Origin of the sequence: Lacihabitans sp. CCS-44 (genome assembly GCF_024343735.1) — a bacterium.
Taxonomy (GTDB): Bacteria; Bacteroidota; Bacteroidia; order Cytophagales; family Spirosomataceae; genus Leadbetterella.
Map to the genome: position 1 here is coordinate 222,077 of NZ_RJUE01000053.1, position 12,589 is coordinate 234,665.

The following is a 12,589-nucleotide window of genomic DNA, read 5'->3' on the forward strand; positions in this document are numbered from 1 at the left end:
CATTCAGAAATTAATATTTACCTACTTGGAAAACAAAAAAGTGCAAGTCCAAAGGACCTGCACTTTCACTTCAAAAAATCTCAAAATATCAATTATACTTCTTCTCAATGTCTTCCAAGCTAAGTCCTTTGGTTTCGAAAACTACGAATTTGGCAAAAAATAGTCCTAGAAGTACCACAATCATATAAATGAAGAAAATGCCGCCATTCTTTCCTAAGGAAGTGGCACGCATCAATGGAAACGAAATTGCCACCATCAAGTCAAAAAACCAGTGATTGAAGCTTCCCATGCTTGAGGCAAACCCTCTGATTTTTAACGGATAAACTTCCGAAATCAATAACCAACCCAATGGCCCCAAACTAATGGCGAAGAAAATAATGTAGGTATAAATTCCGCCCACCAACATCATTTGTCTTAACCCTGCAGGTAAACTACTTTCAAACAAAAATGCCAAACCAACAGTACCCAAACAAACCGCGGTACCTATCAAACCTGTATAAAGCAATGGTTTACGGCCCCATTTGTCGAGAAACTGCATACCCAAAATGGTGGCCAATGAGTTTACAATTCCTACACCAACGGTGGCCAAAGTAGCCTGCGAATCACTAAAAAGTGACTTAAAAATATCTGTGGAGTAATAAATGATAGCATTGATACCCGAAAATTGTTGAATGGCAAATATCCCGATTCCGATGAAAAGTGGAATTCTCAATTTTGGCATGAATAACTCCATCCAGCTTGATTTATTGAGTTTTTCTTCTTCTAACAATTTCAAGGTTTCGTTGTATTCTGCAACGGCTTCATCAGGCGTTCTTAGCTGATTCAGGACTTTTAGAGCTTCCTCATTTCTTCCTTTTGTGAGCAACCATCTTGGGCTTTCTGGCACCAATAACATGCCAACAAACAAAATAATCGCTGGCACAAATCCCGCCCAAAACATCAATCGCCAAGCGTTTTCGGCATCCCCAAAAATATACCCGACCACATAAGAGAGCAAAATACCTAAAGTAATGGCCAACTGAAAGAACGTCACCATTCTACCACGTTTGTCTTTGGGCGAAAGCTCCGCCAAATATAATGGAACCGTAGCTGCCACGATACCAATAGCCAAACCCAAAAGCAATCTACCTGCAATGAGTGAATTGGTATCTGGAGCGATAGCCGCCAATATTGAACCCACCACAAAAACCAAAGATGCAATGATGTTGATTTTTTTACGACCCAATTTGTCTGTTAAAAATCCTGAAATAAAAGGACCAAACATTGCCCCGAAGAGTACCGCTCCTACCACCATACTTTCTTGCGATGGGGTAAGTTGTAATTGTTCACGAAGTGAAGGAAGGGCAACATTGATAACACCCGTATCGAAACCGAAGAGTAGGCCTCCTGTGGCTGCTACGGCAGCAATAAAATAAATAATAGTGTTTTTGCTCATAGGTTTTGTAATGTATTTTTCACAAAACTATGAAAATAATTGGCATTTATATAAATTTCTGAAGAAGCATTAACCCAAGTTTATAGCCCTCAAGATTTCTCTTTTATGGGGAGGTCCTTGGTGTTTTTCTATTTTATAACCCGCTTTCTTCAGGTTTTTCTGTACCATAACTTTTGAGCAATAAGTGGTCAAAACTCCATCTTTAACGAGCATTTTTCTTAATTTTTCGAAAACTTCGGCAGTCCAAAGCTCAGGCTGAGCATCTGGAGCAAAAGCGTCAAAATAAATCAAATGGAAAGTTTGGTTGGATTCGTAGTTTTCTACTTGAATTTCCTTTTTTTCAAAGCTAAAATATTTCGAAAGCCTAAGCCGCCTCTCCCACTCACAAGTGTGATAAATTTGCAAATCCTCATTCAGGCTTTGAAATAAATCTGGCTGAATTGGAAAAGCTTCTAGACCAACATAAGAAGTTGGGATTTGATGTTCCTCTGCCATTTTCTGACTTAAAAAAGCATTTAGGCCAGTTCCGAATCCGATTTCCAGAATTCTAATTTCCCCGAATTTCTTGATGGCATCCAAATATCCCAGATCTATATAAACCCACTCCGATTCTGTTTTCGCACCAAAAACCGAATGATAATATTGTTTAAATTGCTCCGAATAAACAGTTTTGGAGCCGTCTTCCGTAGTTCTAACAATCATTTGTGCTAAATTTGACACAAATATAAGTTTTGAAACCCATTCATGCTTTTCTTTGTTTTCATTTTTAAAATCAAACTATTTTGGAAATTACTCACAAGCAGATACCTTTTTCGCAAGCCTCTCATTTTCCTAAACTTTTCACAGATTATATAGATAGAAATCCTCAATTGAGTGGTTTTTACGGTTCTTTTCCCGATCTAGCTGGTTTCAAAGAAACAATTTCTAAACGTAAATTTAGCCATAGAAAAGAGTTGGTTGAGGCTTTGAATCATCAATATCAAGGCATAGAAAATCCTCCCAATATTGACATTCTGCTTGACGAAAATACATTTACGGTAACCACTGGCCATCAGCTCAACATCTTTACGGGACCTCTTTATGTGATTTACAAAATAGTGAGTACCATCAATTTGGCCAAAAAACTGAAGGCGGCTTTTCCAGCATATAACTTTGTGCCCGTTTATTGGATGGCCACAGAAGATCATGATTTTGAAGAAATATCTTACTTCAATCTCTTCGGTCAAAAACACAAATGGGAAACCGAACAAAAAGGCGGGGTGGGTAGAATGAATCCATCTGAATTATTGCAAATCATTGAAGGCCTGAGAGATAAACCCGAGGTGTTTGCAAGAGCTTATGGAGAAAATAGTACCTTAGCGGGAGCTGTCAGACAATATATGCACGAGCTTTTCGGAGCTGAAGGATTGGTCTGCATTGACGGTGATGACAGATTACTAAAGTCAGTATTTGCTCCAATAATAAAAAAAGACATTACGGAGAATGCAGCTGAAAAGATTGTGGCCGAAACCTCTGCTCGTCTAGAAAATCAAGGATACAAAACACAGATTCACGCTCGAAACATCAATTTCTTCTATTTAGACGAAAACCTACGCGAAAGAATAGAGAAAAACGGAGAAAAGTACGTGGTTGTAAACACAGATTTAAGCTTTACAGAATCCGAAATATTAGAGATTTTAGAAAAAACTCCTGAAAAAATTAGTCCAAATGTAGTTCTGAGACCGATTTACCAAGAAACCATTTTACCTAACCTTGCTTACCTTGGTGGACCGTCTGAAGTTTGTTATTGGTTGCAACTAAAAGATATTTTTGAACATCACCAGGTGCAATTTCCTATTCTTTTGCCAAGAAATCTTGGGTTAGCCATAAATGAAGGCACGAAAAAGCGAATGGAAAAACTCGGAATAGAAGCTGAGGAGTTGTTTCAAGACGACGTGACTCTGAAAAGAAATTTTGTAGAAAAAAACTCTGAAAATTCTCTTTCATTAGCAGATGAAATAAACCAAATAGCCGCGGCATTTGACCAAATCATCAAAAAAGCAGCCGAAGTTGATCCAACGCTAAAGCCAGCTATGGAATCAGAGAAAGTCAAAAATGCCACATCCTTGGAGCATTTAGAGAAAAGAATCAAGAAAGCCGAAGAGAAAAAATTTGAAACATCCTTGGCTCAGTTACAGGGTCTGAAAGAAAAACTATTCCCCAATGGTGGCTTACAAGAACGTTCCGAAAATTTCCTTAATTTCTATTTAAACGACCACGAGTTTATTGCGAAAATTTCACAAAACTTTGACCCTTTGGACTTTAAATTCAACATTATTTTTGTTTGAAATTCTTTTTGACTTCAAAATAAAGCAGAATAGTATCGAAAAATTACACCAATTCCTTTGAATAGGATAAGCGTTTATTTTACATTTGTGCTTCTTTTATTCAATCATAGGTTATACATATACACAAAGCGAGGGAAGTTTCTTCTTTCGCTTTTTTATTGTTTATTTAGACCATTTTGTCATTTGAGCCAAAAACGCTATTATTTGGTCGAATTCGATAATCACACTTTCCTTTATTTCATGCAATTTTGTCATCGAAAATTTATCAAAAGAAAAATATGTCTAAGAAAACTCTTTTTGACAAAGTTTGGGACTCGCATGTGGTAAAGCACATCGAAGATGGCCCAGATGTCTTGTTTATCGACCGTCATTTTATTCATGAAGTTACAAGTCCCGTGGCGTTTCTCGGACTTGAATCACGTGGAATTGGAGTGTTGTTTCCTGAAAGAACATTTGCAACAGCAGACCACAACACGCCAACCATCAATCAGCACTTGCCAGTTGAAGACCCACTTTCAGCCAATCAGCTTAAAGCTTTGGAGACCAATTCTGGTAAATATGGTATTTCGCACTGGGGCTTAGGAAATCCTAAAAATGGCATTGTTCACGTGGTAGGGCCAGAAAACGGTATTACACAACCGGGCATGACCATCGTTTGTGGCGACTCACACACTTCTACGCACGGTGCATTTGGGGCTATTGCCTTTGGAATCGGTACCTCTGAGGTGGAAATGGTGCTCGCTTCACAATGTATCATGCAGCCGAAACCAAAGAAAATGAGAATTAATGTTAATGGTAAACTTGGAAAAGGAGTAACACCAAAAGACGTAACACTTTATATTATTGCTCAAATTTCTGCTTCAGGTGCTACAGGCTACTTTGCCGAATACGCCGGGGACGTTTTCGAAAACATGAGCATGGAAGGCCGTATGACGGTTTGTAACATGTCAATAGAAATGGGTGCTCGTGGTGGTATGATTGCCCCTGATGAAACCACTTTCGCGTTTCTTGAAGGTCGTGAAAAAAGTCCAAAAGGAGAAGAATGGACCAAGCAAGTTGCATACTGGAAAACTTTAAAATCTGACGAAGGTGCGGAGTTTGACTTAGAACTTACGTACAACGCAGCTGACATCGAGCCTCAAATCACTTATGGTACCAACCCTGGTTTAGGTACTGGCATCTCTAGAAATATACCTAAAGCAAGTGAAGTAAAAGATGGCGAAGCCAGCTACAAAAAATCATTGGCTTACATGGGGTTTGCAGAAGGCGAAAGCATGATAGGTAAAGAGGTTGATTATGTCTTTTTAGGAAGCTGTACAAACGGACGTATAGAAGACTTTAGAGCCTTTGCTTCGATTGTGAAAGGACGCAAAAAAGCAGATAATATCACCGCATGGTTGGTTCCAGGTTCTCATATCGTAGAATCTCAAATCAAAGAAGAAGGTATTTTGGATATCTTGACCGAAGCCGGTTTTGCTCTCCGTCAGCCAGGATGTTCGGCTTGTTTGGCAATGAATGATGATAAAATTCCAGCTGGAAAATTAGCTGTTTCTACTTCAAATAGAAACTTTGAAGGTCGTCAAGGACCAAACTCCAAAACTCTTTTAGCTTCTCCATTGGTGGCGGCGGCGGCGGCGGTTACTGGTAAAGTAACGGATCCAAGAGTATTTTTATAATTAACATCTAAGTTAAAAAAATAGGATTCTAGTTTGAATCCTATGCTGAAAAATAAAAAATTATGGCATACGATAGTTTTAAAATCTTAACATCTAGCTGTGTTCCTCTTCCTTTGGAAAACGTGGACACAGATCAGATTATTCCTGCTCGTTTCTTGAAAGCGACAAAAAGAGAAGGTTTTGGGGATAACCTCTTTAGAGATTGGCGATACAATGGAGATGACACTCCAAAGGCTGATTTCGTTCTTAACAACCCAACTTATTCGGGAAAAATTCTTGTGGCAGGTCGTAACTTCGGCTCTGGTTCTAGTCGTGAGCACGCCGCTTGGGCCATTTATGACTATGGATTCCGTTGTGTGATTTCCAGCTTTTTTGCTGATATTTTCAAAGGAAATTCACTAAACATAGGGATATTGCCAGTGACGGTTAGTCCTGAGTTTTTGGATAAAATATTTACTGCTATCGAAAGCGACCCAAAAGCAGAGGTAATAGTAGATTTGCCAAGTCAAAAAGTAACAATTGCCGCCACTGGTGAATCAGAATCATTTGATATCAATGGTTACAAAAAACATAATATGACCAACGGTTTCGACGACATAGATTATCTGCAATCTATGAAAGCTGAAATTGGTGAATTCGAAAAAACACGTATTTGATCAAACCCAATTTTTTGAATTTATTCAAAAGAGTACAATAAAATAATCCATGCTGTTGGTTTTATGGCCAACAGCATAATTTTTAGCTGATGAGACATATCGAAATAATGGACACCACACTCCGCGATGGTGAACAAACTAGCGGAGTATCGTTTTCTGTGTCTGAGAAACTTACGATAGCCCAACTTTTGCTACAAGAAGTAAAAGTAGACAGGATAGAAGTGGCCTCAGCCAGAGTCTCTGATGGTGAGCTCCAAGCAGTAAAGCTGATAACCAATTGGGCTGCAGAAAATGGTTTTCTTGAAAAAGTAGAAGTCTTGACATTTGTTGATGGCCAAGCTTCTATCGATTGGATGCTTCAGGCAGGAGCCAAAGTGATGAATCTTCTTACAAAAGGCTCCATGAATCACCTCACGCATCAGCTCCAAAAAACACCAGAACAGCACTTCAAGGAAATAGAAGAGGTAATAGCCTTGGCCATTGAAAATGACATAACCGTAAATGTTTATCTTGAAGATTGGAGCAATGGCATGAGAAATTCTCCTGATTATGTCTTTCAATTTTTGGCTTTTCTAACTAAGCAACCTGTCAAGCGTATTCTTTTCCCCGATACACTAGGGGTTTTAACGCCCTCAGAGACCTATACTTATCTGAAGTCCATTATTAATGAATATCCAAATACACATTTCGATTTTCATGCACATAATGACTATGACCTTTCAACAGCCAATGTAATGGAAGCCCTGCGTGCGGGAGTACACGGCTTACATTTAACTGTAAATGGAATGGGTGAAAGAACCGGTAATGCCGCTTTATCTAGTGCTGTGGCTGTGATAAACGATTTTATGCCCGAGTTTAAGACATCTGTGGTTGAGAAATCATTATATTCTATAAGTAAAATTGTTGAATCGTTTTCAGGTCTAAGAATTCCTGCCAATAAACCAATTGTGGGAGAAAATGTATTTACACAAACTGCTGGTATTCATGCTGATGGAGACAAAAAGAACAACCTTTATGTGAGCACTTTGAGTCCCGAACGTTTTGGGAGAAAAACAAAATATGCCCTTGGAAAGACTTCTGGAAAAGCCAATATTGAAAAAAACCTTCAAGAGTTGGGCATAAAATTGAATGATGCTGACCTCAAAAAAGTAACCCAGAGAATAATTGAACTCGGAGATAGAAAAGAAAATGTAACAAAGGAAGATTTGCCTTACATAATTTCTGACGTATTAGACACAAGTGCTGTTTCGGAGAATGTAAAAATCCTTAATTACGTACTAACTCATTCTAAAAACCTCCAGCCGTCTTCTACTTTACAGGTACAAATTGGCGATGAGATTTTTCAAGAAAATGCCCAAGGAGATGGCCAATACGATGCTTTTATGAACGCTCTAAAGAAAATCTATATCAAAAAAGGCAAAGAGCTACCATTGCTAACAGATTATTCCGTAAGAATACCTCCAGGTGGAAAAACCGACGCTCTATGTGAAACCATCATCACTTGGAGCATCAACAGCAAAGACGTAAAAACCAGAGGACTAGACTCCGACCAAACGGTATCGGCCATAGAGGCGACCAGGAAGATGCTTAATATTATTTGAAATTTTACTCAAAAACAAGAGTTACGCTGTGAAAAACCTAGTGTACCTCTGTGATACAAAACAAAGCAAAATGAAAAAACACATTTTAGTAGTGCCAGGAGATGGCATCGGACAAGAAGTTACCGTAATAGGTAAAAAGGCTTTAGAAAAAATCGCTGCCAAGTTTGGCCATGATTTCACCTACGATGAGGCACTTATGGGCCACGTGGCTATCGAAGCTACTGGAGATCCTTTACCGGAAGAATCGTTAGAAAAAATGCGTGCTTCTGACGCCATCCTTTTCGGTGCTGTGGGACATGCAAAGTACGACAATGACCCACATGCAAAGGTTCGTCCTGAGCAAGGTCTTTTAAGAATGCGAAAGGAATTGGGTTTGTTTGCCAACCTTCGCCCTATCAAATTATTTGATGAGTTATTGGGAGCATCAAGCATCAAACCAGAAATCTTGAAAGGAGCAGATATCCTTTTCTTTAGAGAATTGACAGGAGACGTTTATTTTGGTGAAAGAGGTCGTTTAGACGAAGGGAAAACTGCCTACGACACCATGATTTATAGCAAATATGAAGTAGAAAGAATAGCTCGTAAAGCTTTTGATGCTGCTATGACGCGTGGTAAAAAACTAATGTCAGTTGATAAAGCCAACGTGTTGGAGTCAAGCAGACTATGGAGAGAAACAGTACTTGAAGTAGCCCAAGATTATCCTGAAGTAGAACTGGAGCACCAATTTATTGATGCCGCAGCTATGCTTTTAATCAAAGACCCGAAGCGTTTTGATGTGGTGGTGACAGGAAATATATTTGGTGATATATTGACCGATGAGGCGTCTCAAATAGCTGGATCTATGGGAATGCTTGCTTCGGCCTCAGTTGGCGAAAGTACAGGCGTTTATGAGCCCATTCACGGCTCTGGCCATGACATTGCCGGAAAAGGAGTAGCTAACCCAATGGCCTCTGTCTTATCAGCAGCATTGTTATTAGATATATCATTTGGCCTGAAAGCAGAATCAGAAGCCCTTATTAATGCCATTGATGGTGTTTTGAAAGCTGGATGGAGAACTCGCGATATTGCAGATAAAACTACTCCTGCCGATAAAATATTAGGTACAGATGCTATTGGAAAAGAAATATTAGATAGAATTTAATATTCTTTCCGAAACACCAAAAAGCCACTTCAAATTACTTTGAAGTGGCTTTTTGAATATAACGCTAAATTCAAAATCAAATAGAGGTTTGATAATAATTACAATCAGCATTTAGAATGCACTGATCGCATTTAGGATTTGTCGGACGACAAATCTCACGCCCTAGAAAAGAAATCGGCATTCCTACTTCCCACATATCTTGTGTAAGCTCAGCCATTATTTGTTTCTCTATTTTGTTTCCATCTTTAGACTCCGCAGCCAAACCAAGCCTTGGTGCAACTCTAATCACATGCAAATCAACTATAATACCTTCTGATTTGCCCCCAGATTCACGCAAAATAACATTCGCGGATTTTCTCCCAATGCCTTTTAGTGCAACCAAATCTTCCATAGTTTGGGGAATATTCTTGTCTTCTTTTATGATTTGGGCTATTTCTACAAGCCACGAAGCCTTGGTTTGGAAATTTCTAACCTTAGAAATAAAAGGGATAAGAGAATCTATTTTAGCCTTAGATAGGCTCTCCATGTCAGGAAAAGCCTCAAACAAAGCAGGAGAAATTTTGTTGATATTGGCATCAGAATCTTGAGCGGACAGTACCACCATTACCAACAGTTGATAAAGATTCTGATATTCCAAAGGGTGTCTTTTGCTGCGATATAACTCCAGCAAAGGCTTAAGAATCTTATTCCAATCTTTCATAGTATTTAAAGGTTTTAATATTTAGAAATCGAAAATTAAGCTTTTTGAACTTAGTTTTCAAAATTTGCTAAGAAACTAATCTATTTATCCCTTAATATTTCCAATAATAACCACTCTGATTATCCTTTCTAACACCAAAATTGGCTTTCATTTTATTGAACTTATAGCTCGGATACCTCTCATGTACGGCCTGCTCAAAATCAATAAATTTCTCTAAAGACAGCATATATTTACTTGGCTCTTTTTCTAAATCAACCAGAAAAATACTTGCCCAGTCGATAATTTCGGAATTCTGTGTGGACATAATTTCTGAAGCCAAATTATCAAAAGCCTTATCAAAATGTTCAAAAGTGGGTTCTTTCATTGTATTTAATACAGTAACTTCACGTTCCCAATTTTCAAAAATCCTGTTTAATTGCTGAGATTCAAAAGAATCAATAACTTCAAATTTTCCTTTTTCTAAATCAACATTTACTTCTAAATCTTGACTCTTTTTTAAGTAAACAAATATGTAAAATTTGGAATCAAATGACACAACATGTATCCCTTCAAAATTAGATACTAAAAGTAGATCCTTCCTTTTGTTCGAATCAAACTTAGCTGAATCTAACACTAAATTATCCCTTCGAAGTTCTACGACAATAGTACTAGACGAATTCTGTTCGAAAACAATTCTAATCTCGTTTGCAAAGCTATAACTTGCAAACAAGAGGCAACAAAAAAAGGAACCTATAAAAATCAATTTGTTACACATCAAATTTAAAATGACAACAATACATAAATGAATTGGTTGTTCTATAATCAAAGAACTTTATTTCTAGAATAATTTATAAAATCATCTTCAAAATAATTGTTCCCAATTTATCCAAAAGAATCTAGAAACGGTAAATAAAATAACTCCATTGCTAAGAAAATTAGATAATCGCTTGAATTATAGCAAAGTACAAAATTTTATTATTTACTTAGATTTCAAAATAAAACAAAACTATGGAAAAAGAAAATCTTCTGTCCGAGCCCATTATTTGTGATGTTATGTTCAATTTTCCTAAAAAAGAAAATGAACTGATAAAGAATGAAAAAAAGAATATCCAGCTTAACTATGGGGACCAACCAAAGAGCTCATCAATTCCACATATCACCCTATGCTCTTTTCTTGTATTACCAGAAAGGAAAGAAAAAGTAATAAATAGTTTAAAAGAAAAATTGAGAGATTTAAAAGCAATTCAAATTTCATTCAATGGATTTGATGTGTTCTCAAATAATGTAATATACACTAAACTAGAGCCAGAAAGCTCATTTATTCCATTCTATAATATGCTGAAAAAGTTTCGCTTTGATAACTATTATAAAGAAAAAAACTTCAAAATCTCACAGAAACCACATGCAACTCTTGCAAAAATTGATAATAATGAACTCTTTTCAACGCTATCCAAAGAATACAAATCAAAAGCAGCACGATCAACATTTGTTTTAGACAATCTTGTGATTCGAACACAATACGTTGATGGAAATAGTAAAAAATATGAAAATATAAAGTTATCAAGGTAGTTTTGTCAAAGAGTAAATTGCAACATAAGGTTAGTACAAATAAATATGAATCAAAAAACATTCATTCAACTTTCATATTAGAAAAAAAGCACTTCTGTCTCAAAATTATGAATTCAAGACGATAATACTTAGGCACTTTCGTTTGGCCATTTCTTGAATTAAATATCTTTAGAAATTTTATGAGGTATCGGAACTTGAAACGAAGTTATCCATAAACATAGAAACCGCAACATTACTGTTGAGGTTTTTTAAATAAAAAACTGGCATCTACCAAAACGTCGAACCGCTACCGTACCGGAGCTTGCCACCCACATTTGATCCAAGTACCAGCGGAGGTACGGTAATCCGATGATCCAAGTACCACACTGGGGTCGCATCCGACCGGTGCGGGTGATGCGACACTCCGCATAAAGCTCTGTTCAATTTTTTTTTACTTAAATATTGAGAAACTACAACTTATACTTTACAATCAAAACTAAAAAATATTAAGAAGAATTACTTTCTATAATCAGTCTAAAACAAAAAAACCTCAACACTTACGTATTGAGGTTTCATAAATAAAAAACTGGCATCTACCTACTCTCCCGGGTTTGATCCAAGTACCATCGGCGGTGCGGGGCTTAACTGCTCTGTTCGAAATGGGAAGAGGTGTTCACCCGCCCTATCAACACCATGAATAATCCTGCCCCCTAGCCCCCGATGGGGGAATCTAGTTGACTATTTCTTCTGACTGTCTTTTGGACATCTAAATTCTTTTGACATTAATGTTAGCTCTCTTTATTCCCCCTTTGGGGGTTAGGGGGCTAACATTGTGATTGAGAAAGACTGAAAATAAAAATTTAAGAGCTCTCGGTTCATTAGTACTACTCGGCTGCATACATTACTGCACTTCCACCTGTAGCCTATCTACGTCATAATCTCTAACGTTCCTCAAGGGAAGTCTCATCTTGAGGTGGGTTTCACACTTAGATGCTTTCAGCGTTTATCCCGTCCCGACTTAGCTACTCTGCCGTGCCCTTGGCAAGACAACAGATACACCAGCGGTCAGTCCAATTCGGTCCTCTCGTACTAAAATCAGAGCCTCTCAAACTTCCTACGCCCACCACAGATAGGGACCGAACTGTCTCACGACGTTCTGAACCCAGCTCGCGTGCCACTTTAATCGGCGAACAGCCGAACCCTTGGGACCTTCTCCAGCCCCAGGATGTGACGAGCCGACATCGAGGTGCCAAACCTCCCCGTCGATATGAGCTCTTGGGGGAGATCAGCCTGTTATCCCCGGAGTACCTTTTATCCTTTGAGCGATGGCCCTTCCATGCAGAACCACCGGATCACTATATCCTACTTTCGTACCTGTTCGACTTGTTTGTCTCGCAGTCAAGCTCCCTTTTGCTATTGCACTCATCGCACGGTTACCAAGCGTGCTGAGGGAACCTTTGAAAGCCTCCGTTACTCTTTTGGAGGCGACCACCCCAGTCAAACTACCCACCAAGCGGTGTCCCCCA

General features: G+C 38.2%; 10 protein-coding genes and 2 rRNA genes. 6 read left to right on the forward strand and 6 right to left on the reverse strand.

The window, feature by feature from the left end:
• Positions 1–88: 88 nt before the first annotated feature.
• Positions 89–1,435, reverse strand: coding sequence for a sugar porter family MFS transporter (locus tag EGI26_RS09345; RefSeq protein ID WP_255077868.1), 1,347 nt, complete (start codon positions 1,433–1,435; stop codon positions 89–91).
• Positions 1,436–1,504: 69 nt separating this feature from the next.
• The gene (gene mnmD / locus EGI26_RS09350) at positions 1,505–2,137 is read right to left on the reverse strand and encodes a tRNA (5-methylaminomethyl-2-thiouridine)(34)-methyltransferase MnmD (protein WP_255077869.1); all 633 of its coding nucleotides are present in this window, start codon (positions 2,135–2,137) and stop codon (positions 1,505–1,507) included.
• A gap of 80 nt (positions 2,138–2,217) precedes the next feature.
• On the opposite strand from mnmD, the gene bshC reads away from it, so the two are divergent.
• The 5 genes from bshC (at position 2,218) to leuB (ending at position 8,836) form a co-directional block, all read left to right on the forward strand.
• Positions 2,218–3,762: a bacillithiol biosynthesis cysteine-adding enzyme BshC gene (gene bshC, locus EGI26_RS09355; RefSeq protein ID WP_255077870.1), complete on the forward strand. Its 1,545-nt coding sequence runs from the start codon at positions 2,218–2,220 to the stop codon at positions 3,760–3,762.
• Positions 3,763–4,040: 278 nt separating this feature from the next.
• Complete coding sequence (gene leuC / locus EGI26_RS09360) at positions 4,041–5,438, forward strand: 3-isopropylmalate dehydratase large subunit (protein ID WP_255077871.1); 1,398 nt, start codon at positions 4,041–4,043, stop codon at positions 5,436–5,438.
• Positions 5,439–5,500: 62 nt separating this feature from the next.
• Positions 5,501–6,094 carry a 3-isopropylmalate dehydratase small subunit gene (leuD, locus tag EGI26_RS09365; protein WP_255077872.1) on the forward strand — a complete coding sequence of 198 codons (594 nt, stop codon included), beginning with the start codon at positions 5,501–5,503 and terminating at the stop codon, positions 6,092–6,094.
• An 89-nt stretch (positions 6,095–6,183) separates the two neighbouring features.
• Positions 6,184–7,695 carry an alpha-isopropylmalate synthase regulatory domain-containing protein gene (locus EGI26_RS09370; protein ID WP_255077873.1) on the forward strand — a complete coding sequence of 504 codons (1,512 nt, stop codon included), beginning with the start codon at positions 6,184–6,186 and terminating at the stop codon, positions 7,693–7,695.
• Positions 7,696–7,765: 70 nt separating this feature from the next.
• On the forward strand, positions 7,766–8,836 hold the full coding sequence (leuB, locus tag EGI26_RS09375; protein ID WP_255077874.1) for a 3-isopropylmalate dehydrogenase: 1,071 nt from the start codon (positions 7,766–7,768) through the stop codon (positions 8,834–8,836).
• A 76-nt stretch (positions 8,837–8,912) separates the two neighbouring features.
• Here the strand turns inward: leuB and nth are convergent, their stop codons facing one another.
• Positions 8,913–9,536 (reverse strand): endonuclease III, encoded by a 624-nt coding sequence (gene nth / locus EGI26_RS09380; protein ID WP_255077875.1) that lies wholly within the window; start codon positions 9,534–9,536, stop codon positions 8,913–8,915.
• A gap of 91 nt (positions 9,537–9,627) precedes the next feature.
• Complete coding sequence (locus tag EGI26_RS09385; RefSeq protein ID WP_255077876.1) at positions 9,628–10,245, reverse strand: hypothetical protein; 618 nt, start codon at positions 10,243–10,245, stop codon at positions 9,628–9,630.
• A gap of 278 nt (positions 10,246–10,523) precedes the next feature.
• Between EGI26_RS09385 and EGI26_RS09390 the strand changes: the two genes are divergently transcribed.
• A complete protein-coding gene (locus EGI26_RS09390; RefSeq protein ID WP_255077877.1) occupies positions 10,524–11,084 on the forward strand; it encodes a 2'-5' RNA ligase family protein in 561 nt (186 codons plus the stop codon).
• A 563-nt stretch (positions 11,085–11,647) separates the two neighbouring features.
• Here the strand turns inward: EGI26_RS09390 and rrf are convergent.
• Together rrf and EGI26_RS09400 are read right to left on the reverse strand one after the other, a co-directional pair.
• Positions 11,648–11,759: ribosomal RNA gene (gene rrf / locus EGI26_RS09395) — 5S ribosomal RNA — on the reverse strand.
• Positions 11,760–11,920: 161 nt separating this feature from the next.
• Positions 11,921–12,589: ribosomal RNA gene (locus EGI26_RS09400) — 23S ribosomal RNA — on the reverse strand; the annotation flags it as partial.

Excerpts from the sequence above, each read along its gene's own strand:
- EGI26_RS09345 (WP_255077868.1), bottom strand. The coding sequence starts at position 1,435 with ATGAGCAAAAACACTATTATTTATTTTATTGCTGCCGTAGCAGCCACA.
- mnmD (WP_255077869.1), bottom strand. The coding sequence starts at position 2,137 with ATGATTGTTAGAACTACGGAAGACGGCTCCAAAACTGTTTATTCGGAG.
- leuC (WP_255077871.1), top strand. The coding sequence starts at position 4,041 with ATGTCTAAGAAAACTCTTTTTGACAAAGTTTGGGACTCGCATGTGGTA.
- leuD (WP_255077872.1), top strand. The coding sequence starts at position 5,501 with ATGGCATACGATAGTTTTAAAATCTTAACATCTAGCTGTGTTCCTCTT.
- EGI26_RS09370 (WP_255077873.1), top strand. The coding sequence starts at position 6,184 with ATGAGACATATCGAAATAATGGACACCACACTCCGCGATGGTGAACAA.
- leuB (WP_255077874.1), top strand. The coding sequence starts at position 7,766 with ATGAAAAAACACATTTTAGTAGTGCCAGGAGATGGCATCGGACAAGAA.
- nth (WP_255077875.1), bottom strand. The coding sequence starts at position 9,536 with ATGAAAGATTGGAATAAGATTCTTAAGCCTTTGCTGGAGTTATATCGC.
- EGI26_RS09390 (WP_255077877.1), top strand. The coding sequence starts at position 10,524 with ATGGAAAAAGAAAATCTTCTGTCCGAGCCCATTATTTGTGATGTTATG.